Genomic DNA, 22,715 nt, shown 5'->3' on the forward strand with positions numbered 1-22,715 from the left:
TGCCCTGGTGGCTGAGGGGTCGAGTTGTTTCTGGAGTAGCTCGCGACGAAGGAAGACGTCATGACTGAGGCGACAGGGACCGACGTCCCGGCGCACCGCTACACGGCCGCGCTGGCGGGTCAGATCGAGCAGCGCTGGCAGGACCACTGGGCCGACCAGGGGACCTTCCACGCGCCGAACCCCGTCGGGCCGCTCGCCGTCGAGGGGCAGCCGGTGCCCAGCGACAAGCTGTTCGTCCAGGACATGTTCCCGTACCCGTCGGGCTCCGGCCTGCACGTCGGGCACCCGCTGGGCTTCATCAGCACCGACGTCTTCGCCCGGTACCACCGGATGATCGGGCGCAACGTGCTGCACACGATGGGCTTCGACGCGTTCGGCCTGCCGGCCGAGCAGTACGCGGTCCAGACCGGGCAGCACCCGCGCAAGACGACCGAGGAGAACATCCGGACCTACCTGCGCCAGATCCGGCGCCTGGGCCTGGGCCATGACGAACGCCGGCGCATCTCCACGATCGACCCCGAGTACTACCGCTGGACGCAGTGGATCTTCCTGCAGATCTTCAACTCCTGGTACGACACCGAGGCGGGCAAGGCACGCCCGATCGCCGAGCTGGAAGCCGCGTTCGCCGACGGCTCGCGCCCGACGCCGGACGGCCGTGACTGGGCGTCGCTGAGCGCGTCCGAGCGGAAGAAGATCATCGACGACCACCGGCTGGTGTACATCTCCGAAGCGCCGGTCAACTGGTGCCCGGGCCTGGGCACGGTGCTGTCGAACGAAGAGGTCACCGCCGACGGCCGCAGCGAGCGCGGCAACTTCCCCGTCTTCCGCCGCAACCTGCGGCAGTGGATGATGCGGATCACCGCGTACGCCGACCGCCTGGTCGACGACCTGGACCTGCTGGACTGGCCGGAGAAGGTCAAGTCCATGCAGCGGAACTGGATCGGCCGCTCGCACGGCGCGCGCGTCACGTTCAAGGCCGGCGAAGACGCGATCGAGGTCTTCACGACCCGGCCGGACACCCTGTTCGGCGCCACCTACATGGTGCTGGCGCCGGAGCACCCGCTGGTCGACAAGCTGACCGCGGCCGAGTGGCCCGCCGACGTCGACCCCCGCTGGACCGGTGGCGCGGCGACGCCCGCCGAGGCCATCAAGGAGTACCGCGTCGCGGCGTCGCGCAAGTCCGAGCTGGACCGGCAGGAGAACAAGGAGAAGACCGGCGTCTTCACCGGCGCTTACGCGACGAACCCGGTCAACGGCAAGCAGATCCCGATCTTCGTCGCCGACTACGTCCTGATGGGCTACGGCACCGGCGCGATCATGGCCGTCCCCGGCCAGGACGTGCGCGACTGGGAGTTCGCCGAGAAGTTCGGGCTGGACATCATCCGGACCGTGCAGCCGTCGGAAGGCTTCGACGGCAAGGCGTACACGGGCGACGGGCCCGCGATCAACTCCGGCTTCCTGGACGGCATGGACGTCGCCGAGGCCAAGAAGACGATCATCGAGAAGCTGGCCGAAGACGGCACCGGCGTCGGCACGGTGCAGTACAAGCTGCGCGACTGGCTGTTCTCGCGCCAGCGCTACTGGGGCGAGCCGTTCCCGGTGGTCTACGACGAGGCCGGTGAAGTCCACGCCGTTCCCGAGTCGATGCTGCCGATCGAGCTGCCCGAGGTCGCCGACTACTCGCCGGTGACGTTCGACCCGGAGGACCGCGACTCGATGCCGTCGTCGCCGCTGGCGCGCGCGACCGACTGGGTCGAGGTCGAGCTGGACCTGGGCGACGGCCCGAAGAAGTACCGCCGCGACATCAACACGATGCCGAACTGGGCGGGTTCGTGCTGGTACCAGCTGCGCTACCTGGACCCGACGAACGCCGAGACGTTCTGCGCGCCCGAAAACGAGGCGTACTGGATGGGCCCGCGGCCCGGCGAGTACGGCGCGGACGACACCGGCGGTGTCGACCTGTACGTCGGCGGCGTCGAGCACGCGGTGCTGCACCTGCTGTACTCGCGGTTCTGGCACAAGGTGCTGTTCGACCTGGGGCACGTGACGTCCAAGGAGCCGTACCGGAAGCTGTTCAACCAGGGCTACATCGAGGCGTACGCGTACACGGACTCGCGCGGCGTCTACGTCCCGGCCGAGCAGGTGGAAGAGCGCGACGGCAAGTACTTCTACAACGGCGAGGAAGTCGCCCAGGAGTACGGCAAGATGGGCAAGAGCCTGAAGAACGTCGTCACGCCGGACGAAATGGCCGAGAACTACGGCGCCGACACGTTCCGGTTCTACGAGATGGCGATGGGCCCGCTGGCCATGTCGCGCCCGTGGGCGACCAAGGACGTCGTGGGCGCGCACCGGTTCCTGCAGCGGCTGTGGCGCCTGGTCGTCGACGAGGCGACGGGCGAGCTGCGAGTGTCCACTGAGGACGCTTCGGAGGCGGACCGCAAGGTTCTGCACCGGACCATCGCGGGCGTCCGCGAGGACTACGCGGAGATGCGGTTCAACACGGCCGGCGCGAAGCTGATCGAGCTGAACAACCACGTCACCAAAGTGTACGGCGCGGCCGCGTCGACGCCGCGTGAGCTGGCCGAGCCGCTGGTGCTGATGCTGGCGCCGCTGGCCCCGCACCTGGCGGAGGAGCTGTGGCACCGGCTGGGCCACGCGGATTCGCTGGTGCAGGGCCCGTTCCCGGTGGTGGACGAGAAGTACCTGGTGGAGGACTCGGTCGAGTACCCGATCCAGGTCAACGGCAAGGTCCGGTCCCGGGTCACGGTGCCGGCTTCGGCGTCGCAGGACGAGGTCCAGGCGGCGGCGCTGGCGGACGAGAAGGTCGCGGCGATGGTCGGCGAAGGCGGGCCGCGCAAGGTGATCGTGGTGCCGGGACGGCTGGTCAACATCGTCCTGTAGCGCCGAGTCCGAAAGCCGCCGGTGCTTCTCCGGGGTTCCCGATTTGATTGAACGGTCAAGGAAAACCGTTCGAGCGAAGGAGAACCGGGGATGACCCTCGACGGCAAGGTGGCGCTGGTGACGGGCGGCAGCCGCGGCATCGGCGCGGCCACGGCACTGCGGCTCGCCGAGGACGGCGCGGACGTCGCGCTGACGTACGTGCACAACGGCGCGCGGGCGGCCGAGGTGGTCGAGCAGATCAAGAACCTCGGCCGTCGCGCGCTGGCCGTCCCGGCGGACTCGGCCGACGCCGCCGCGGTTTCGGCGGCGGTCTCGGCGACGGTGGCGGAGTTCGGCCGGCTCGACGTGCTGGTCAACAACGCGGGCGTCGGCTTCGTCGGCGCGTTCGCCGAGACGGCGCTGGAAGACGTCGACCGCGTGCTGGCGGTGAACGTCCGCGGCGTCTTCGCGACGACCCAGGCGGCGGCCGGGGTCCTGTCGGACGGCGGCCGCGTGATCACGATCGGCAGTTGCGTCACCGACCGGGTCCCGGGCCCGGGCATGGCGCTGTACGCGACGAGCAAGGCGGCGATGGTCGGCCTGACCAAGGCGCTGGCCCGCGAACTGGGCCCGCGCGGCATCACGGTCAACCTGGTCCACCCGGGCCCGACGGACACGGACATGAACCCGGCGGACGGCCCGTACGCGGCGGACCAGCGCGCTCTCACGGCGTTCGACCGCTACGGGGCGCCGTCCGAGGTGGCGGCGGCGGTCGCGTACCTGGCGTCACCGGGCGCCGAGTACGTGACGGCGGCGGTGCTGTCGGTGGACGGCGGCCACGCGGCCTAGCCGGAGTAGAGCCCGATCTCCCGGGCGAGGTCGATGAGCATCGCCTCGAACAGGACGTCCGGTTTGGACATGGGGATCGGGTAGTTGCCGAAGACCTCGAGCGTGACGTGCCCGTAGAGCCGGGCCCAGAACTGGATCATCAGGTACGTCACGCCGAGGTCGATCTTCTCCACCGGCACCTCGGTGTCGGACTCGACGAGCACGTTGACCAGCGATTCCTGGAACGTCCGGAGGTCGTCCCGCAGCTCATCGGGCACCCCGCTGGCGGAGGGCAGCACGATGTCGGTCCGCGCGAGCACCCGCCCGGCGGCGGCGAGGAAGATCCGCCCGAACGGCTCGTCGACCCGGCTCAGCGCACTCCCGGCCGCCGACCCGACGCCGCCGGTCGGCGACGCGAACACGAGCGTGAACTCCTTCGTGTGGGTGAGCGCCCACCGCCGGAAGCCCTTGCAGATCGCGAACAGCTGCAGCATCCCGTCGTCCGGCAGCTCGGCGATGTCCTCGGCGAGCTCGTCGGCCAGGTCGGCACAGACGTCCAGCCGCAGGTTCTCGACCAGGTCGTCACGCGACTCGTAGTACCGGTAGAGCGCGGGCGCGGTGATCCCGAGCTCCCGCGCGATGGCACGCAGCGTGACCGCCTCGGGCCCCTGCTCGACGAGCAGCTTCCGGGCGGTCCGCCGGATGTCCTGTTCGGTAGCCGCACGCGCGCGACCCCTCCGCGTGGGGTGGCTCATCCGAACAGTCTAGGTGCTTACTACGACAAGTCTTGCATTAACGCGATCTCCGCCGTAACGAAAAGGTGCAGCTCAGGCCCGCGCCTTGACGTTGCTCATCACGGCGTCCGCCACCTGGGGCGCGATGTCGAAGCAGTCCTTGCCCTCACTGGCGGCTTTGTCGCCCAGGGTCAACCCCACCGAAAAAGCGAGTTCGTCGGTCACCCCGACGACGACGGCGCAACCGCGTTTGTCGTCGAAGTTCGCGTACGCGACCGCAGGAAAGCCCTGGATCGGGTCCAAGGGCTTCCACCGCGCGGCCTTGGGCTGGATATTCTGGTAAGCCAGGCTGATCCCCTGGTCGGACTTCGTCTGGTAGCTGATCGCGAAGCCGGCGCCGCTCCCCGAAGTGCTGCTCCAGTTGCAGAGAGGACCGAGTGCGGTGTCGCTCGGTTTGCCCGAAGTCGCGTCGCCGAGGAACGTGCTTACCTGATCGGGCGTAAGTGCCGAGTCGCACGGGTTGCCGGTAAGGACCGTTGTCGGCAACGGCGAATCCACCTTGGGTGCACCGTGGTGTGGAAGAGCCGAGGTCGAGGTGTTCAGGCCGGAGGGTGTGGGGCTGGCCGTCCCACGCTTTTCTGTGCACCCTGTGAGCAGCAGACCGCACGTGGCTATTGCCGCGATCGTGGTGGTCGCTCGCCTGTTCATTCGGCTATCCCGCTTTTCTTCGTCGATTCCGCCGCTTGCTGGTCCGCGGCCTCGGTGATGCCCAGAGCGGCTCGCAGGCGATTGATCAGCTCAGTCAGGTAGTTGAACTGGTATATCAGGTGGCCCTGGTAGTAGCGGCCGACCTCGTTGACGCCATTGGGTCCCAAGACCGCGGCGTTGCTGACTGGCTCATCCGCCGGCGAAATGGCCTGGGAGAGAATTTCCGCGTTGTTGCGTTGCTCCTCGATGCTCTGCCGTTGGTCCTCGGCCTTCTTCAGCATTGCCCGCATCTCGTCCGAGCTCATCGCGAACCCCTGACCACCGGCGGGCCGCGAAGCTCCGCTCACCAGATCGGTCGCCCAGAACCCGACCCCGCTGAAGATCGCGTTTCCCGGATTCGTCATCGTGTTCCTCCCCCCAACCCGTTCAGCGTCGCGTACAGGACATCAGTCAGCGCACCCCGGGTCCCCGGCTGAAAAGTCACCGCCGGCTCCCGGCCCGGACGCACGTACGTCAGCACTCGCCCGGTTCCCGCGATGTCCACCGCCGTGATCGGTGCGCTGCGCGATCCGCGGTTGACCGCGTAGCACTGGTGCAGCCCCGTCCGGCGGGCCGACATCAGCCGGCGTGCCCAGGTCAGGGGGTCGGTGCCGTGGTCCGTCGTCGGGTCTTCGAGGTCGTACGACTCCTCCGCCGCGCGGCCGGAGAACCGGGACTCCGGGATCGACGTCGCCGAGATCCGGGCTGGTGGGACCGGGGGCAGCACGTCGACCAGTGACTGCGCCAGCCGGGACGGCTCCGCCACGTCGATCCGGATCGTGTCGCCCTTGCGGATCAGGCGGAGCACGTCCGGGCCGGCCGCCGAGACCAGGACCGTGCCCGTTTCGTCCGCCTCGATGTCGCCCAGCCAGGCCGTGAACTGGTGGGTTCCCTTCGCCAGGACGCGCAGCATGTCGCGGAACTCGCGCGTCAGCGTGCCGCCCGCGGCGAGCCGCAACGACGTGAGGACGTCGAGCACCTTCTCGTCGAGCCGCTTGCGGGTTTCGTCGCCGAGCCAGTGGTTGTCCGCCCCGAGGACCGCCGGTGGTGGGCCGTGCCGCTCCCACTCCCACGCCGTGAGCAGGGCGGTCTTCGGCAGGAAGATCACAGCCCGATCACCGGCGGCACGGTCCGTTCGTCCGATCCGCCGAAGATGCTCTCCGGGTCCGCTTCCACCAGGTACGACGCGCGCTGGTGCTCTTCGTCTTCGGACTTGCCGCCCTTGGCGCCGTGGCCCATGCCGCCCATCCCGGACGAGCCGGGCTTGCCCGCCGCGCCGCCGGTGCGCATTCCGCCGGGACGGCTTTCGCCGAGTGCGCCGGCTCCGGTCGACGCGCCGGCACCGCGGGCGCCCGGGGAGCCGCCGCCCACGCCGGACGACGCTCCCGAGCCCGGCCCGAGGCCGCCACCAGGACCGAAGCCCCCGGGGCCGCCGCCACCGAAGCCGCCGAGGCCGAAGCCGGACCCGCCGCCCGGCCCGAACCCGCCGCTCGTTCCTGGCGGCTGGTAGCCCGGCGGGTACTGCGTCGACGGCGGGACGTACCCCTGCGCCCGGACGCCGTCGTCCACCCCGGTCGGCGGCGTCACCTGGCCCGGCGTCACCTGGCCCGGCGTCACCTGGCTCGGCGGCGGGTGGACCGCCGGCGGTGGCTGCACCTGCGCGCCGATCCGCCGGTCGTCCCCGCCGACTTCCGAGCGTGACCGCTTCCTGGGCGGCTCGACCGGCTGCTTCGGGTCCGCCACCTTGAAGTCGCCGCCGTCGTACGCGCCGAGCTGGCCGTAGTCGATCGTCCGGCTCGCGGTGTTCGAGCTGGACTGCTGCGAGTACGCGTTGTACCGCTCGACGTTCTCGGCGGCCTTCTGGTTGTACTGGTTGATCTTGTCTTCGGTGTCGGTGTCCCACGGCGTCGCGACGTCCCAGGCGCTGCGCGTCGGCGGCTGGTCCGTGACGTCCGGGTGCAGCGAGTTCTTCATCTGGTGGAACTGGTCGATCTGAGCCTGGGACAGCGTCGAGTTGCGGTCGAGCGTCGTCGACGCCGAGGTCGCCGACGCGGTCAGCGGCTGGAGGCGCCGGCGAGCCGCGTCCGAGGCGCCGCCGGTCCACGCGGATTCGAGGCCGGACGTCAGTTCGCGGGTGCCCTGTTCGAGCCGGCGCTGGTACGACGACTGGTCGACACCCGCCTGGTGCACCTTCTGCAGCGACTCGGTGCCCGGCCCCCGCAGCACGGCCTGCACCAGCTGGCCCGGCGACAACCCGGCGGTCCGCGGGTCGTTCGCGCCCGTGCCGGTCTGCGACCCGATGTACGCCCCCGCGACCGCGCCGAGCGGACCGCCCGCGAGCAGGCCGATGCCCGCGCCGTTCAAGACTTTGCCGAGCCCTTCGCCCCCGGACTCGACGGCGTGCGCGATTTCCGACCCGACGTGCCTCGCGGCGTCGAGCATGTCGCCGAACAACCCCACCGAACTGCGCTCCCCTCGCGTTCGATCTCCCCTCCTGCGCTACGCACGATAGCGCAGTGGTTACGGCCGGTGGGGCGAATCGATCATGCCGACGAGAACCGCGGGCGCCGGGGACTGGGCGCCGCCGACGCCGATCACTCGGGGGGCTACGTGATCGGCGCCGGCGACCCGATGCCCTGCCGGCTCGCGCCGGTTCGGGCAACGCCACCACGTCTCGCGTGATGACGCACCTGGAGAGCGGGACCGGTCCGCGAAGTGACGGCCGGGGGACAGGCATCCCCCGATCGAGTGACGGGAATCCGCTGCTCGCATGATTGTCGCACTCAACGCCGGATAAGTTACAAAAACCTTCACTTTCTTCCCGGGCGCCCTTCCCGACCTGGTCGGACGGCTGTCGTGGCGGCTTTCGTGGCACAGTTCGGGGATGAACTCCGACGTACTCGTTGTGGGATCCGCCAATGCCGACCTGGTCGTCGCGGTGGACCGGCGGCCGGCGGGCGGCGAGACGGTGCTGGGCGGCGACACCGTGCTTTCGCCAGGTGGAAAGGGCGCCAACACGGCGGTCGCGGCGGGGCGGCTCGGGGCGGACGTCGCGCTCCTCGGCGCGGTGGGCGACGACCCGTACGGCCGGCTGCTGCTCGACTCCCTGCGCGCCGCGGGCGTCGACACCGGATTGGTGCGGACCAGCGAGCGGCCGACCGGCATCGCCTACATCACCGTGACCCCGGACGGCGAGAACTCCATCCTGGTCTCCCCCGGCGCCAACTCGAGCCTGGTGCCCGGCGACGTCGACGCCGTCTTCGACGGGGTGGAGATCATGGTCGCCTCGCTGGAAATTCCGTTGCCGACCGTCGAGCACGCCGTCGCGCGGGCCGCCGAAAAGGGCGTCAAGGTGCTGCTGAACCTCTCGCCCGCGGCGATGCTCGCGCCGGAAACGCTGGCCAAGCTCGACGTCCTGCTGGTCAACGAGCACGAAGCCGCCTGGCTGACCGGGCCCGGCGCGGACTTCCGGAAGCTCCTGGATCTCGGGCCTCGAGCCGCCGTCGTCACGCTCGGCGCGGCGGGCGCGGTCGTCGTCGAAGCCGGCGGGGCCACCGAGGTGACGTCGCCGAAGGTCGAGGCCGTCGACACCACCGGCGCCGGGGACGCCTTCGCGGGCGCGCTCGCCGCGTCGCTCGCCGACGGCGCCGATCTCGTCTCGGCCGCGAAGCACGCGGTGCGCGTCGCCGCCTTCAGCGTGACGCGGCCCGGCGCGCAGCCGTCCTACCCGACCGCCGCCGACCTGGCGGAATGATCCTCCGCCGGCCCGTGTTGCCCAGCACATGGGCGATTCGTTCGGTTCGGCCTGGTGGCGCGGCTACGTCGCACAGCTGAAGGAGATCGCGGAAGCGCGCCGGCCCGACCGCCTGGCGATCATGCCGCTCGGCGAAACCCTGAAGGCGCTGGGCAAGCAGACCGAGGTCGACGAAGGGATCGCGGACGTCCCGCTGGAGGGCATCGTCGGCACGGTCGCCCGCGCCGGGGACTTCGACCGGGAGTTCCGGCCGCGCAACCGGGCGTTGAAGGAGCGCTGGGAGCGCCTGACGGAGACGTCGGCGGACCTCCCGCCGGTGCGGCTCGTCCGCCTGTCCGACATGTACTTCGTCGACGACGGTCACCACCGCGTCGCCATCGCCCGCGCCCGCGGCGCCCGGACCATCCGCGCGCGGGTGCGCTGGATCAGCACGGTCGCCTGCGCGTTGCGCTGTCTGACGCTCGCGGACCTGCCGTCGAAGACGGCCGAGCGGATGTTCCTCGAGCGCGTCCCGTTGCCCGACGACGTCCGCCTCGGGCTGTGGCTCGACGACCCGGCCGACTGGTTCCGGCTCGCCGATTCGGCCGAGGCCTGGGGTTTCCGCCGTATGCTGGCCGGACGGCCGGTGCGCAGCCGCGGCGAACTGGCCGAAGCCTGGTGGCACGAGGAGGTCGGTCCGGTGCTCGAACAGGTTCGTCGGCGAGGCTTGTGCCCGCCACCACGAGATATCCAGACGTATCTGAGCTATGGTCTAGACCATGTCGTCTGAGTCCCTGTCCGGGGTCGCCGTCAGCCCCGGCCGCGCGAGTGGTCCCGTCGTCCGCGTCGCGGAGCCGCTGGGCGAGCCCGCCGCCACCCCGGCCCCGGCCGATCCCGCCGCCGAAGCCGCACGGATCGCCCCCGCCGCCGAAGCCGTCGCCGCCCGGCTGGAAAAGCAGGCCGAGACCGCGACCGGCGAAGCGGCCACGATCCTCATCACGACGGCCGCGATGGCCGCCGACCCGGCGCTGGCCTCGCAGGCGCAGCAGCTGGTCCAGACCCAGGGGCTGCCCGCCGCGCGGGCCGTCTACCAGTCCGCCGAAGGCTTCGCCGAAGCGCTGGCCGCCGCGGGCGGGTACATGGCGGAGCGCGTCCGGGACGTCCGCGACGTGCGCGACCGCCTGATCGCCGAGCTGCTCGACATCGCGCCGCCGGGGGTGCCCGAGCTCGCGTCGCCGAGCGTGCTGGTCGCGCGCGACCTCGCCCCGGCCGACACCGCCGGCCTCGACCCCGCGAAGGTGCTCGCGCTGGTCACCGAAGAAGGCGGCCCGACGAGCCACACCGCGATCCTGGCGCGGGCCCTCGGCATCCCGGCCGTCGTAGCCGTACGCGGCCTGCTGGCCTTGGACGCGCAAGCGCTTGCGGTCGACGGCGACGCCGGCACGGTCGAGGTCGCGGACCCGTCGGCACCGGTCGTCGCGGCGACGGTCGCCAAGCTGGCCGACTGGAACGGCACGGGCGCGACGTCCGACGGCCACCGCGTCAAGGTCTACGGCAACGTCGGCTCCCCGGCCGACGCGCAGGCCGCGGCGGACGCGGGCGCCGAGGGCGTCGGGCTGTTCCGCACCGAGTTCTGCTACCTCGACGCCGCGGACGAGCCGTCGGTGGCCGAGCAGCGCGCGGCGTACACGGCGGTGCTTTCGCCGTTCCGCGGCAAGCCGGTGATCGTCCGGACCCTGGACGCGGGGGCCGACAAACCGCTGGCCTTCCTCTCCCCGGAGGCCGAGCCGAACCCGGCGCTGGGCGTCCGCGGCCTGCGCGTGGCGTTCGACCGGCCCGAGGTGCTGGACCGCCAGCTGGAAGCCATCGCCGGTGCGGCGGAAGACTCCGGCGCCGAGGTCTCGGTGATGGCCCCGATGGTCGCGACGGTCGAGGAAGCGGCCTGGTTCGCCGACCGCGTCCGCGCGGCGGGCATCGCCCGGGCGGGCGTGATGGTCGAGATCCCGGCGGCGGCGCTGAGCGCCCGCGAGATCCTCGAGGTCGTCGACTTCGTCTCGGTCGGCACGAACGACCTGGCGCAGTACACGTTCGCGGCCGACCGCCAGCTGGGCGCGGTGGCGAAGCTCAACGACCCGTGGCAGCCGGGCCTGCTGCGCCTGCTGAAACTGATCGGCGACGCGGCCAAGGCCACGGGCAAGCCGGCGGGCGTCTGCGGCGAGGCGGCCGCGGACCCGCGGCTGGCGCTGGTCCTGGCTGGCCTGGGCCTGACGAGCCTGTCGATGAACGCCCCGGCGGTCCGCACGGTGGGCGCGAGCCTGGCGACCACGACGCTCGCGGAGTGCGAGGCACTGGCGGAAGCGGCGTTGGCGACGTCGGACCCGGCGGCCGCCCGCGCGGCGGCTCGCCCCTGACACCGGACCGGCCGCGGCCCGGGTGGGTCGCGGCCGTTGCGGCGGCGGCCGACGCGCCCGGGCCGTTCGGCTGGCGGGGTTGCCAAGGGAACGGCTGACCCGCGGCCGCCGGGAACCCGCCTGTCGCGCTCGTGACCCGACCGCCCACAGCCCCGGCCGACCCAAGCGCGAACAGCCGTCCGCAGGGGCGCCCCCCACTTTCAGTCTATCGGTCGTCACCGACAGTGCTGATCTGTGCGAACCTGAATGCGCGGAGTTGTCCCCAATCGACGAGGGGTGTGGACAACCGCCCGCGATGCCGTGGAGGCCGCCTCGACGCCGGGGCGGCCTCCGCGGCGTTCCGCGAAAAAAGTTCCGGCCCGGTTGTCGATCCCGGCCGGGGCCGCTCGACGTGGTGGTGAAGGTCCGGGACACCGAGTCGAGAGGAAGCAGCCATGACCATCACCGCCGAAGCTCCGGGCACCGAGGTGCGGGCCGGGCGTCGGGAGTGGGTCGGACTGGCCGTGCTGGCCCTGCCCACCCTGCTCGTCTCGCTCGACGTCTTCGTCCTCGTCCTGGCGCTGCCGAGGCTCGCCGCGAGCCTGCACGCCGATGGCACCGAACAGCTCTGGATCATGGACACCTACGGCTTCATGGTCGCCGGGTTCATGGTCACCATGGGCACCCTCGGCGACCGGATCGGGCGGCGGAAGCTGCTGCTCATCGGGGCCGCGGCCTTCGGGGTCGCCTCCGTGGGGGCCGCCTTCTCCACCAGTGCCGGCATGCTCATCGCCGCGCGGGCCGTGCTCGGGATCGCCGGGGCGACGCTCGCTCCCTCCACCCTTTCGCTCATCGGCACGCTGTTCAAGAACCCGCAGCAGCGCGCGCAGGCCATCGGGATCTGGGCCGGCTGCTTCACCGTCGGCGCCATCATCGGGCCGATGGTCGGCGGCTTCCTGCTCGAGCACTTCTGGTGGGGCTCGGTCTTCCTGCTCGGCGTGCCCGCGATGGTCCTTCTCCTCGTCATCGGCCCGAAGCTGCTTCCCGAGTACCGCGACGCCGAAGCCGGCCGCCTCGACCTGCCCAGTGTCGGCCTGTCGCTCGCCGCGATCCTGCCCGCCGTCTACGGCGTGAAGGAACTCGCTCGTGACGGTGTCCACCCGGCCCCGGTCGTCGCCCTGGCCGGCGGCCTCGCCGTCGGGTACGTCTTCGTCAAGCGGCAGCGGACGCTCGACGAGCCGCTGGTCGACTTCAGCCTGTTCGCCTCGAGGGCCTTCCGGACGACGCTCGGCGGGATGCTGCTGTTCAGCATGCTCGGCGGCACCACGATGCTGTTCGTCGCGCAGTTCTTCCAGATCGCGCAGCACCTCTCGCCGGTCGGCGCCGCGCTCGGGCTGCTGCCCGGGATGGCCACCTCGACCGTCAGCTTCCTCGCCGCGCCCGCCGTCGCCCGCCGGGTGAAGCCGAGTGCCCTGATCGCCGGCGGGGTCGCGCTCGCCGCGGCCGGGATGGCGATCCTCGCGCTCGTCGATCCCGCCGGCGGGCCGGCGTGGCCCGCGCTCGGGTTCGCCGTGACGTCGCTGGGCGTCGGCCCGATGGTCGCGCTGGGCACCGACCTCGTCGTCGGCTCGGTTCCGCAGCGCAAGGCCGGCGCCGCCGCTTCGCTGGCCCAGACCGTCAACGAGTTCGGCTACGCGCTCGGCCTCGCGACCGTCGGGACGCTGGGCAACGCCGTCGTCCGCGCGCACGGGTTCGCCGACGGGCTGCACGTCGTCGCCGGGCTCGCCGCTGTCGCGTTCGCCGCGCTCGTCTGGTTCGTCGCCCGGAACCTGCGGCCGAAGGTCGCCTGACGGCACGAGCGAAGGCCTCCCCACCCGATGCCAGGGTGGGGAGGCCTTCTTGACGCCGGGGGCAGAGGGGCCCCGGCTAGCCGAACAACCCGCGCCGCGGGTGGCGGATGACCAGCGAACCGCCGTGGACGCGCCCCGTCAGCACGAACCGCGGGTTGCCCGCGTGGCCGTTGCTGCGCGTCTTGTCCTCCAGCGAGCCGAACTTGACGTCGGTGATCGAGTTGACGTCGACCGCCGCGTGCTCCGGGATGATGACCTCGACCGACCCCCACTTGGCGTCGAGCTCGATGTGCACCACCGGCGACTGCACCTGGGCCTCGGTGAAGTCGAGCTTCGTCGAGCCGTACTTGTTCCGCACGACCATCTCGGGCGGCACCACCCACGGCCCGCTGCGGACCAGCGATGAGTACTTGGCGTTGAGCTCGAAGCGCCGCCCAGGCGAGTAGCCGCCGTAGCCGGCCGGAGGCGCGTACGACGGCGCCGCGGCCATCGCGGCCGCCGGGTGGTAGAGCCCGGCGAGGTCGGCCAGCACGGCGTTCAGCTCGCCGCGGGTCCGCGACGCCAGCGCGCGGTCGGTGCGCTCGGTGAACTCGTCGAGGTCGATCATGCCGCGGCCGATGGCCTTCTGCAGCACCCCGACGACGTGCTCGCGCTCGTCGTCGGACACCCGAAGATCGCGCTCGCTCAACGGCTTGGTTTCGGTCACCGGTTCCGCCGCCGTGGTCTCTTCCTCACCCATGTCCCCGATGGTAGAACCGGATTTCACCAGGGAGATCGGGGGAAAACCCTGAACGGACCCGTATTCCGCGGCGCCGCCGCCTGCGCGGTGCTGGTTCTGCTGTCCGGGTGCACCGGCGAAGCCACCCCGCCGCCGCCCGCCCCGAGCAGCACCGCGCCGCCGACCGCCGTGCCGACCCTGCCGAACGGGCTCGCCGGCGTCCCCGCGACCGGCGGCATCGGCGTCACCGCGTTGATCCCCACCACCGGGCCGACCCTCTTCGACGCCGACCGCGGGCCGGCGGCCACCCCGCCGGGGTACCCGAGTGGCGACGTCGGGCTCAGCGTCGTCCGGGTCGGTGCGTCCGCGGTCTTCACCGCCGCGCCGCGCGACCCCAAGGACACCCGGCCCCTGGACGTCTTCGCCTACACCGGCCCGGCGACGCCGCCGCGTTCGCTGGGCCGCGCGTGGTCGGTCGCGCCGGACGCCGAGGGCACCGGGGTGTGGGTCATCCGGCAGGACGCGCCGGACGCGTGCCGGCTGCAGCACGTCTCCCTCGACGGCGGCGAGCTCGGCCACGGCCAGTCCGCCAGCTGCCGCACGCTGGTGCGCGCCGGGACCCGGCACGGCCTGCTGATCACCATCGACTCCGGGGTCGCCGAGTCGACGGACGCGCTGATCGACCCGGAGACCGGCCGCACGGTCCAGCAGGCCCCGCGCATCCTCGGCGTCGCCGGTGACTGGATGCTGCTCGACGGCCTGATCGACCTCACCCTCGTCGACCTGCGGACCACCGTCCGCAAGCAGCTCAGCCGGCCGGCGGTCGGGAGCACGCCCACCGTCGTGCCCTCGCGTGACGGCGCCGTGTGGGCCGCCGACTTCGCCAACCCCGCCTACCGCGGCACGAGCACGCAGACCCACGACCTCTGGCTGCTCCACCCGGACGGGCCGGCCTGGGAGCACGCGGCCGCGATGCCCTTCGTCACCGAACACCTCAAGCGCGGCGGCGGGCTGGACTGGACCGGTGCGGGCGACCTGGTGCTCGCCGACGGCGTCCTCGCCGCCTGGCACCCGGGCGAACCCGCCTGGCGGATGGGCAAGGCCGCGCTCCCGGCGAGCGAGTGGTCGGGGATCGCGGTGCTGCCCTGACTCACTCCTCGTCGAGGCCGTGCTCGATCGCGTAGCGGGCCAGCTCGACGCGGTTGTGCAGCTGCAGCTTCCGCAGCGTCGACTGCACGTGGTTCTCCACCGTGCGGTGCGAGAGCACGAGCCGCTCGGCGATCTGCCGCGCGGTCAGCCCCTTCGCGACCAGGCGCAGGACGTCGGTCTCGCGCTCGGTCAGCCGCGGCGGCTCGGCCCCTTCCGCCGGTGCGTCGGCCATCCGCCGGTACTCCCCGAGCACCAGCCCGGCCAGGCCCGCGGTGAACACCGGGTCGCCGGCCGCGGTCCGGTGCACGGCGTCCACCAGCTCGGCCGCGGACGCCGACTTGACCAGGTAGCCGGACGCGCCGGCCTTCACCGCCTCCAGGACGTCCTTGTGCTCACCGCTCGCGGACAGCACCAGCACCTTCGTCGACGGCAGCGCCGAGGTGATCTCGCGGGTCGCGTCCACCCCCGAGGTGCTGCCCAGGTTCAGGTCCATCAGCACGACGTCCGGCTGGACGGTGCGAGCGATCCGCACGGCCGCGGCGGCGTCCGCGGCGGTCGCGCGGACGTCGAACCCGTTTTCGGTCAGGTCGCGGGCCACGCCGTCGCGCCAGATCGGGTGGTCGTCGACCACCATCACGGAAATCATTTCACACCCCCGGTGCTCGGCACCCTGACCTCCCACTCCGTGCCCCGGCCGGGCCCGGTGTCGAGGGTCGCGCTCCCGCCGAGGTCGCGCACCCTCCCCCGGATGGATTCCACCACGCCGAGGTGCCCCTCCGCCGCCGCCCGCTCGAGGACGCCGTCGGGGATGCCCGGGCCGTCGTCGCGGATGCTCACCACGACCTCGGGGCCGAGGTCTTCCAGCAGCACCCAGGCCTGGGCCTGCGGGCCCGCGTGCTTTTCGACGTTCGAAAGCGCTTCGCGGGTCACGGCGACCAGTTCTTCGGTGACGTGCGAGGGCAGCTCGACGTCGTCCGCCGGCGTCGAGACCTGCACCGAAGGCGTCGCGAGCAGCTGCAACGCGGCACGCAGGCTCGTCGTGCCGCGGTCGTTCGGCGTCAGCGGCTCGGTCGTCACCAGCGACCGCAGGGCGATCTCCTGCTCGCCGGCCAGCTTCGCCAGCTCGGCCGCCTCGCCGCCGACCTCGTTGCCGCGCTTGCGGACCCGGGCCAGCACCTGCAGCACGCTGTCGTGGATCGACCGGGCCAGCCGTTCCCGCTCGGCCGTCGCCGCTTCCTTCCGCAGCGCCTGCTCCAGCCGCGCCGCGGACCGCCGGCCCATCGTCGCGGCCATCCCGACCAGCAGCCCGGCGGCGGCGAGCAGGACGCCGTCGCGGGCGACGTCGAGGTCGAACTTGTCCCGCGCCAGCCCGGTCGCCACGCCGACGACCAGCCCGGCCAGCACCCCGCCACCCGCGCCGAACCGCGCGCCGGCGGCGACCGGCGGCACGGCCGCCCACACCGTGGTGATGAGGGGGACGTTCAGCGCGAACTGCTCGTCGCTCAGCACCCAGGGCGAGGTCAGCAGCAGCGCGGTGGTGAACACGAGGTCGAAGACGACCAGGGCCGGCGGCCGCGTCCGCTCACGCAGGTAGAGGAAGCTGCTGACGACCGACCACAGGGCCATCACGCCGAGGATCGTCCACGCGAGCCACTCCCGGTGGTAGTGCCCGCTCTGGACGATCACGGTGCCGCAGGCGAACCCCCAGGTGAGCACGCGGAACGCGAGCACCCCACGCCACATCGGCGTGATCGGGTCGGGCGTCCGCGCGACGGTCATTCTTCTTCTTCGCCGCGGGTGGGGACCTCCGCCTTCGGGGTTCCCGGCTCGGCGTCGTTCGGCTGGGCGGCCTGGTCCTTGAGGACGTCGACCTCGCTCGGGTCCGGGTCGGTCTCGTGCAGCAGCGACCGGACGCCGGCGTTGAGCACCGCCAGCAGCGGCACGGCCAGCAGCGCGCCGGCGATCCCGCCCGCGACCAGGCCGGCGGTGATGGCCAGGACCACCGCGAGCGGGTGCAGCTTCACCGCGCGGCCCAGCAGCAGCGGCTGCAGGATGTGGCTCTCCAGCTGCATCACGCCGATCACGATGGCCAGCACGATCACCGCGCCGATGAACCCGTTGGTGACCAGCGCGATCAGCACCGCGACACCGCCGGTGATCACCGCGCCGATGATCGGGATGAACGCGCCGATGAACACCAGCGTGGCCAGGGGGATGACCAGCGGCACGCCCATGATCCACAGCCCGACGCCGATGCCGACGGCGTCGACCACGGCCACCGCGGCGGTCGCCCGCACGTAGCTGACCAGCGACGCGAACCCGCGGCGCCCGGCGACGTCGACGCGATTGCGGACCCGGCCGGGCACCGCGCGGACCAGGAACGTCCAGATGCCGTCGCCGCCGCTGAGGAAGAAGATCGTGATGAACAGCGTCAGCAGGAAGCCGGTGAGGATCTCGCCGACCGTGCTCGCCGTGGTCAGTGCGGTCGTGGTGATTGACGCCTGGTTGTTCTGAATGAACCCGATCGCCTGGTTGATGAAGTCCTGGATCTGCTCCTGGCGTAGGTGCGGCGGCCCGTTGAGGAGCCAGTTCTTGATCTGGTCGAGGCTCGCGTTCACCTGCTGCTGCAGCTGCGGCAGCCCGGAGGAGAACTGCGTGATGACGAACGTCAGCAGCCCGCCCAGCACCGCCAGCCCGGCGATCAGCACGATCGCCGTCGCCAGGCCGCGCGGGAACTTCACCGCCACCAGCTTCTGCACCGCCGGCGCGAGCAGCGCCGAAACCAGCAGGGCGATGGACAGCGGGATGACCACGACGGACAGGTAGCCGATCACCCAGACGATCGCGTACAGCGCGGCGATCACGACGATGAACCGCCACGCCAGCGCCGCGCTGATGCGCAGCCCCCGGGGGATCAAGCCGGTGATGTCCTCGTGTTCAGGCAGGAACGGGTCTTCGCGTCGCGCGTGGCTCACCCCGCTCACCGTACTGGCAAGTCCGTCCGATTCGGCCCCTTTTCCGAGGGCGGGTCCGACACGCGTGGCAGCCAGGAACGATCACCCGGTGTCAGAGGCGGTTGCACGCTGTGTTCTTCACACGATGGGGGCATCAAGCCGTGTCAAGGGTGCGCGCCGCGCCGCGGGTTTGGTTAGGTCGCTTCCGCAACGGCTTGTGGCCGGTCGATCACGAACCCCAGCACGAGGAGACGTACCTGTGGCGAACGACGCGACGAACGAGGGGCAGGGCGCCAAGCGCGCCGGCCGGCTCGTGTCGCGTGCGCTGCTCGTGCTCGGCGGGGCCGTGGCCGGCACCGCCGCCGCCTGGCTCGTCTCCGGTGCCACCGCCTCCGCCGACACCGTCGACGTCGCCCCGATCACCGCTGCCGCGACCGGCAGCCTCGGCGACGTCGACCAGGGTGCCTCGGACGCGACCGGCGACGTCGCCGACACGAGCTGCCACCAGGACGCCACGACGTGGAGCGCGCCGTGCGCCCGCGTCCTCGGGCACGAGGTCTCGGACCGCGTCAGCGACTCGGTTTCGGACCTGGCCGAAAACGCGGTCGTGAGCCCGGTGCACCGCACCCTCGGCGCGGTCGAGCACATCGTCCGCAAGCCGCAGGACACCCGCCAGGTCCTCGAGCAGACCTTCACGCCCGAGCCGGCGCACGACGTGCTCCAGCTGCTCGGCCCGGTCGGCGACGGCAACCTGGTTCCGCTCCCGGGGATCGCCCCGGCCGCTCAGGAGCCGGTGACCACCGGCGTCGGCCAGACGGCCGACTCGGTCGCGGTCCAGACCGTCGAACTGCCCGCCTCGGTGCGCGCCGCGCTCGCGATGGCGAAGGCTTCCCAGCACGACGACGGCACGGGTGCCGCGGGCCAGTCCCGCGACGGGCACCGTGACCTGCCGTCCCCGTTGACCCCGGTGCAGCTTCCGTCCGCACCGTCCGTCCCCACCGCCCCGGGTGGCAGCACTGCCCCCGGTGGTCACCTCGACGGCCTCAACTTCGGCGTCCCGTTCTGGACGACCGAAGCCGTCGACTCCGCCGTCGCGGCCATGAGCCGCGCCGGCCTGCGCACCGCGATGCGCACCCCGGGCGAGCAGCCCGGTGTCACTCCTGACTGAACACCTCCCTTCACGGGTAGCTGACGCGCCCAAGTCCGTCTGCATCTGACGGCGTCCGCGTCCGCTCGACACCCGTGACACGGCGGTGCGCTTTGTCGCGCCCGCAAGAAGTTCCTTCCCCCCTCGGTGCGTTCGACGCACCGCCATGAACCCGCAAGGGAACCCGAAATAAAGGAGAAAAACCCCATGCAGACGTGGGCAAAGCGCGGACTCCAGACCGCACTTGTCACCGGTGGGTTGCTGATGCTGGGCACCGGCATCGCCTCGGCCGACGAGAACGTCAACCCCGACGCCCCGGCTTCCCCCCTCGACCTGAACGTGACGGCTCCCATCCAGGAAGCCAACAACGCGGTCGGCACCCCGTTCGGTCAGCTGGACCTGCCCGCCGGGCAGACGGAGCTGAGCACCAAGCCGGTCACCAACGCGGCGAACGAAGCCGCGAAGCAGCTCGACGACGCGAGCCCGATCAGCCAGAGCACCCTCGGCGGTGTCACCAAGGCCGACGGCGCGGGCGCCTTCACGCCGAGCCACAACAACCTCAAGGGCAACAAGGTCACCGGCGACGTCGTCGTCCCGATCCAGATCGTGGACAACGCGGTCGGTGTGCTCGGCGACGCGAACGTCCAGGGCGGCAACCACCAGCAGACCTGGGAGCACAACCAGGACATCGCGACGACCGGCGACGGCTCCAGCCTCGCGGGCAACGCGGTCGCGCTCGACTGGGCCCTCCCCGTCCAGATCGCCGGCAACGGCGGCGGCGTCGCGGGCGGCACCGGCCGGGTGACCGGCGGGTCGGCCAGCCAGAGCACCACCGAGACCGGGAACGTCGACACCGACGGCGACGGCTCGGCCCTCTCCGGCAACATCGTGGCGGGCCAGTTCGCCACCCCGGTCCAGGTGACCGGGAACGCCGCTTCGTACCTGCTCGGCAACGGGCAGAGCCACGGCTACTCCGCCGACACGGTCGCGACCTCCGGCGGTTCGCTGTTCACCTCCGGCAACGACAGCGCCGGCTCGGGCAACGTGGTCGGCGCGCCGATCGCCCTGCCGGTGAAGTTCAACTGCAACTCGGGCGCCGTGTGGGGCTCGCTGTCGCACGCGGGTTCGTGCACCAACTCGGCCGACGCCACGGCCGGGGGCACCCGCGAGGGTCTCCACAACATCCCGACCTACGAGCAGACGAGCGGCAACGGCTCGTTCCTCGGCGGGAACGCGGGCTCCGCCGCGCTGTCCCCGATCGCCAACGTCGCGGGTGTCGCCGGTTCCTGGATCGGCAACGCGACGGCGGGCGCCCCCGAGCCCGGCAGCTCCTCCAGCACTGTCGACTCGGGCGGCTTCGTCAAGACCGAGGGCGACAAGTCGTCCGCGGGCGGCAACGTGATCAACCCGTCGGTGGCGCTGCCGGTCGAGGCCTTCGGCATCGGCGGCACCTACATCGGCCAGGCGATCGCGGCGCACGACAACACCACCAACGCCAACGCCGGCAGCGGCAGCTACACCAAGGGCAACGGCTCGGTCATCGGCGGCAACGTCGTCAACACCGCGACCGCGGGTGCGCCCGAGGTCTTCGGCATCGGCGGCAGCCACATCGGCAACGCGGCCGGCACGGCGACCGAGGACAAGACGGTCACCGCCGGCGGGTACGACGGCACGCAGGGCAACGACTCGTCCGGCTCGGGCAACGTCGTCCAGGTGCCGGTCGGCCTGCCCGCCGAGGTCTTCGGCGTGGGCGGCTCGTTCATCGGCCAGGGCTCCGGCTCGGCCGACGAGACCAAGGTCGTCTCCGGCGGCGGCGGTGGCAACACCCAGGACGACAACGGCTTCCTGAGCTCGAACCTGGGCGCCGTGCCGGCTTCGCTGCCGGTGCAGGTGGCCAACATCGGCGGCGCGTTCGTCGGCCAGGGCCACGGCAAGGGCTCGACCGACACGACGTCCCACGCGGGCGGCGACCTCAAGGCGAACGGCCCCGCGGGCGCCGGCGCCGGCAACATCATCGAGGCCCCGGTCTCGCTCCCGGTGCTGGCCGCCGGCAGCGGTGCCGCCCTCGCGGGCATCGGCACCGGTGAGAACGACAACATCACCGACTCCTCGGCGGGCGGCAACGCGCTCACCGACGGGCACGACGGTGCCATCGCCGGCAACATCGTGAAGGCCCCGGTCGCGGGTGCCGCGCAGCTGTTCAGCGACGGTGTCGCGGGTGCGGCCCTGGGCCACGGCCTGGGCACGAGCGACACGATGTCGCACGCGGGCGGCGACGCCACCACCAACGGTGACCGCGGCAGCGTGGCCGGCAACATCATCGGCGCCGACGCGCTGCCGGTGGCGCAGGTCTTCGGTGACGCCGTCAGCGCGGCGGGTGTGGCGAGCGGCACCGGCATCAACACGACGTCCGTGCAGAACGCGGGCGACGACACCACCTCGGGTGTCGAGGGCGCCATCTCCGGCAACATCCTCGACATCCCGGCCACGGCCGTCGCGCAGCTGTTCGGCGACGCGGTGACCGTGGGCGGCGTCGCGCACGCCGTCGGCGACAACACGCTGACCACGCAGAACGGCGGGGTGCCCACCACCGCCGGTGACGGGTCCAGCCTGTCGGGCTACAACTTCTACCACGCGTTCGCGCTGCCGGTGCAGATCTTCGGGGTGCCGCTGAACGTGCTCGGGGAAGCCACCGCCGAGGCGACCGACATGACGAGCATCGACCAGGCCGACGACGCCATCGCGTTCCCGGTGAACGGTTCGGAGATGGCGGCCGACGAGCTGCCCTCGCTGACCGGGCTCGCCTCCGGCCTGCCGACCGCCGGGCTGCCCACCCAGGGCCTGCCCGCGCTGCCGACCGCGGCTCCGCTCGGTGAGCGTGCCGACCTGCCGGGCGGCGGCAACCCGCTGGCCGGGCTGTCCCAGCTGGCGCACCTGCCGACCCCAGCGGGCCTGCCGGGCGCCCCGGCGCTGCCGAAGCCGACCCTGCCCTCCGCCGCGGCCCTGCCCGCGGTGACCGGGCTGTCGGCGCTGGGCGGTGCCCTGCCCGGGCACACCGAGCGGGCGGACCTGCCGACCGCCGGCCTGCCCCTGCAGGTGCCGGCGCTCCCCGCGCTGGGTGGCACCGAGCGTGCCGACCTGCCGACCGGTGGCCTGCCCGTCGCGCTGCCGGCGCTGCCGGCCCTGGGTGGCGTCCCGGCTCTGCCGGTCGCGCTGCCGGTGACCCCGGCGCTGCCGGCCACCCCGGCCCTGCCGGTCGCCCTCCCGGCGACCCCGGCGCTGCCGGCCGCCCCGGCCTCGCTGCCGGTGCACGCCAAGCTGCCGGTGCTGGACGGCGCCGCCCCGACCGCGCAGGTCCCGGCGATGTCGGGCCTGGACTCGACCGGCTTCCTGGCGAAGCTGCTGGGTCTGGTCAAGCGCAAGTAGTTCGGTGACGCCGGGCGGGTTCAGCCAGAGCCCGCCCGGCCCCTGACCCTGACCGACGCTCCACGCGCCGCGAGGACTCCTCGCACGGAGCGTTCTCGGATCTCCTTCCCTGGAGAGGGACGAGCCCCAAGAGCCGCAACCCGGCTCTTGGGGCTCGTT

General features: G+C 72.1%; 18 protein-coding genes. 9 read left to right on the top strand and 9 right to left on the bottom strand.

From position 1 onward, the window contains the following. Positions 1 to 60: 60 nt before the first annotated feature. Together leuS and ACYVLJ_RS09725 are read left to right on the top strand one after the other, a co-directional pair. Complete coding sequence (gene leuS, locus ACYVLJ_RS09720; RefSeq protein WP_460438379.1) at positions 61 to 2,901, top strand: leucine--tRNA ligase; 2,841 nt, start codon at positions 61 to 63, stop codon at positions 2,899 to 2,901. 90 nt (positions 2,902 to 2,991) lie between these two features. Beyond that, positions 2,992 to 3,729, top strand: coding sequence for an SDR family oxidoreductase (locus ACYVLJ_RS09725; RefSeq protein ID WP_460438380.1), 738 nt, complete (start codon positions 2,992 to 2,994; stop codon positions 3,727 to 3,729). Here the strand turns inward: ACYVLJ_RS09725 and ACYVLJ_RS09730 are convergent. The 5 genes from ACYVLJ_RS09730 to ACYVLJ_RS09750 all read right to left on the bottom strand — a co-directional run bounded on the left by ACYVLJ_RS09730 (position 3,726) and on the right by ACYVLJ_RS09750 (position 7,649). After that, positions 3,726 to 4,463, bottom strand: a complete 738-nt coding sequence (locus ACYVLJ_RS09730) for a TetR/AcrR family transcriptional regulator (protein ID WP_451970693.1) — start codon at positions 4,461 to 4,463, stop codon at positions 3,726 to 3,728. The two genes, ACYVLJ_RS09725 and ACYVLJ_RS09730, sit on opposite strands and share 4 nt — an antisense overlap. 72 nt (positions 4,464 to 4,535) lie before the next feature. Beyond that, a complete protein-coding gene (locus ACYVLJ_RS09735; protein ID WP_460438381.1) occupies positions 4,536 to 5,150 on the bottom strand; it encodes a DUF3558 domain-containing protein in 615 nt (204 codons plus the stop codon). Next, the gene (locus tag ACYVLJ_RS09740; RefSeq protein ID WP_460438382.1) at positions 5,147 to 5,554 is read right to left on the bottom strand and encodes a hypothetical protein; all 408 of its coding nucleotides are present in this window, start codon (positions 5,552 to 5,554) and stop codon (positions 5,147 to 5,149) included. The genes ACYVLJ_RS09735 and ACYVLJ_RS09740 overlap by 4 nt, the downstream gene beginning before the upstream one ends. After that, positions 5,551 to 6,297 carry an ESX secretion-associated protein EspG gene (locus tag ACYVLJ_RS09745; RefSeq protein WP_460438383.1) on the bottom strand — a complete coding sequence of 249 codons (747 nt, stop codon included), beginning with the start codon at positions 6,295 to 6,297 and terminating at the stop codon, positions 5,551 to 5,553. Before ACYVLJ_RS09745 ends, ACYVLJ_RS09740 begins: the two co-directional genes overlap by 4 nt. Beyond that, complete coding sequence (locus ACYVLJ_RS09750) at positions 6,294 to 7,649, bottom strand: hypothetical protein (RefSeq protein ID WP_460438384.1); 1,356 nt, start codon at positions 7,647 to 7,649, stop codon at positions 6,294 to 6,296. Before ACYVLJ_RS09750 ends, ACYVLJ_RS09745 begins: the two co-directional genes overlap by 4 nt. Positions 7,650 to 8,073: 424 nt before the next feature. Between ACYVLJ_RS09750 and ACYVLJ_RS09755 the strand changes: the two genes are divergently transcribed. From ACYVLJ_RS09755 to ACYVLJ_RS09770, 4 genes are all read left to right on the top strand, one after another. Then, on the top strand, positions 8,074 to 8,943 hold the full coding sequence (locus ACYVLJ_RS09755) for a ribokinase (RefSeq protein ID WP_460438385.1): 870 nt from the start codon (positions 8,074 to 8,076) through the stop codon (positions 8,941 to 8,943). A 28-nt stretch (positions 8,944 to 8,971) separates the two neighbouring features. After that, positions 8,972 to 9,712, top strand: coding sequence for a hypothetical protein (locus ACYVLJ_RS09760; RefSeq protein ID WP_460438386.1), 741 nt, complete (start codon positions 8,972 to 8,974; stop codon positions 9,710 to 9,712). Next, positions 9,702 to 11,333, top strand: coding sequence for a phosphoenolpyruvate--protein phosphotransferase (gene ptsP / locus ACYVLJ_RS09765; RefSeq protein WP_460438387.1), 1,632 nt, complete (start codon positions 9,702 to 9,704; stop codon positions 11,331 to 11,333). The genes ACYVLJ_RS09760 and ptsP overlap by 11 nt, the downstream gene beginning before the upstream one ends. A 434-nt stretch (positions 11,334 to 11,767) precedes the next feature. Further along, positions 11,768 to 13,162, top strand: a complete 1,395-nt coding sequence (locus ACYVLJ_RS09770; RefSeq protein WP_460438388.1) for an MFS transporter — start codon at positions 11,768 to 11,770, stop codon at positions 13,160 to 13,162. A gap of 76 nt (positions 13,163 to 13,238) precedes the next feature. On the opposite strand, the gene ACYVLJ_RS09775 is transcribed toward ACYVLJ_RS09770, so the two are convergent. Beyond that, positions 13,239 to 13,901, bottom strand: coding sequence for a DUF1707 SHOCT-like domain-containing protein (locus ACYVLJ_RS09775; RefSeq protein ID WP_451970671.1), 663 nt, complete (start codon positions 13,899 to 13,901; stop codon positions 13,239 to 13,241). An 87-nt stretch (positions 13,902 to 13,988) separates the two neighbouring features. On the opposite strand from ACYVLJ_RS09775, the gene ACYVLJ_RS09780 reads away from it, so the two are divergent. Then, on the top strand, positions 13,989 to 15,029 hold the full coding sequence (locus tag ACYVLJ_RS09780) for a hypothetical protein (protein WP_460438389.1): 1,041 nt from the start codon (positions 13,989 to 13,991) through the stop codon (positions 15,027 to 15,029). Position 15,030: 1 nt separating this feature from the next. Here the strand turns inward: ACYVLJ_RS09780 and ACYVLJ_RS09785 are convergent, their stop codons facing one another. From ACYVLJ_RS09785 to ACYVLJ_RS09795, 3 genes are read right to left on the bottom strand one after another with little or no spacing between them, the layout of a single operon-like run. Further along, the gene (locus ACYVLJ_RS09785; RefSeq protein ID WP_460438390.1) at positions 15,031 to 15,675 is read right to left on the bottom strand and encodes a transcriptional regulator; all 645 of its coding nucleotides are present in this window, start codon (positions 15,673 to 15,675) and stop codon (positions 15,031 to 15,033) included. Continuing rightward, entirely contained in the window at positions 15,672 to 16,808 is a 1,137-nt protein-coding gene (gene macS, locus ACYVLJ_RS09790; RefSeq protein WP_460438391.1) for an ATP-binding protein, read from the bottom strand. Before macS ends, ACYVLJ_RS09785 begins: the two co-directional genes overlap by 4 nt. Beyond that, positions 16,805 to 18,004, bottom strand: a complete 1,200-nt coding sequence (locus ACYVLJ_RS09795; RefSeq protein ID WP_451970663.1) for an AI-2E family transporter — start codon at positions 18,002 to 18,004, stop codon at positions 16,805 to 16,807. The genes macS and ACYVLJ_RS09795 overlap by 4 nt, the downstream gene beginning before the upstream one ends. A gap of 238 nt (positions 18,005 to 18,242) precedes the next feature. Between ACYVLJ_RS09795 and ACYVLJ_RS09800 the strand changes: the two genes are divergently transcribed. Continuing rightward, positions 18,243 to 19,151, top strand: coding sequence for a hypothetical protein (locus ACYVLJ_RS09800; protein WP_451970660.1), 909 nt, complete (start codon positions 18,243 to 18,245; stop codon positions 19,149 to 19,151). Positions 19,152 to 19,337: 186 nt separating this feature from the next. Next, positions 19,338 to 22,556 (top strand): beta strand repeat-containing protein, encoded by a 3,219-nt coding sequence (locus ACYVLJ_RS09805; RefSeq protein WP_451970657.1) that lies wholly within the window; start codon positions 19,338 to 19,340, stop codon positions 22,554 to 22,556. The last annotated feature ends 159 nt before the right edge of the window (positions 22,557 to 22,715 follow it).

The organism is Amycolatopsis stemonae, from assembly GCF_054781455.1.

Bases quoted from the DNA above. Each gene is read 5' to 3' on its own strand.
- ACYVLJ_RS09770 (WP_460438388.1), top strand. From the start codon at position 11,768: ATGACCATCACCGCCGAAGCTCCGGGCACCGAGGTGCGGGCCGGGCGT.
- ACYVLJ_RS09740 (WP_460438382.1), bottom strand. From the start codon at position 5,554: ATGACGAATCCGGGAAACGCGATCTTCAGCGGGGTCGGGTTCTGGGCG.
- ACYVLJ_RS09735 (WP_460438381.1), bottom strand. From the start codon at position 5,150: ATGAACAGGCGAGCGACCACCACGATCGCGGCAATAGCCACGTGCGGT.
- leuS (WP_460438379.1), top strand. From the start codon at position 61: ATGACTGAGGCGACAGGGACCGACGTCCCGGCGCACCGCTACACGGCC.
- ACYVLJ_RS09775 (WP_451970671.1), bottom strand. From the start codon at position 13,901: ATGGGTGAGGAAGAGACCACGGCGGCGGAACCGGTGACCGAAACCAAG.
- ACYVLJ_RS09730 (WP_451970693.1), bottom strand. From the start codon at position 4,463: ATGAGCCACCCCACGCGGAGGGGTCGCGCGCGTGCGGCTACCGAACAG.
- ACYVLJ_RS09760 (WP_460438386.1), top strand. From the start codon at position 8,972: ATGGGCGATTCGTTCGGTTCGGCCTGGTGGCGCGGCTACGTCGCACAG.
- ACYVLJ_RS09805 (WP_451970657.1), top strand. From the start codon at position 19,338: ATGCAGACGTGGGCAAAGCGCGGACTCCAGACCGCACTTGTCACCGGT.
- ACYVLJ_RS09725 (WP_460438380.1), top strand. From the start codon at position 2,992: ATGACCCTCGACGGCAAGGTGGCGCTGGTGACGGGCGGCAGCCGCGGC.
- ACYVLJ_RS09785 (WP_460438390.1), bottom strand. From the start codon at position 15,675: ATGATTTCCGTGATGGTGGTCGACGACCACCCGATCTGGCGCGACGGC.
- ptsP (WP_460438387.1), top strand. From the start codon at position 9,702: ATGTCGTCTGAGTCCCTGTCCGGGGTCGCCGTCAGCCCCGGCCGCGCG.
- ACYVLJ_RS09755 (WP_460438385.1), top strand. From the start codon at position 8,074: ATGAACTCCGACGTACTCGTTGTGGGATCCGCCAATGCCGACCTGGTC.
- macS (WP_460438391.1), bottom strand. From the start codon at position 16,808: ATGACCGTCGCGCGGACGCCCGACCCGATCACGCCGATGTGGCGTGGG.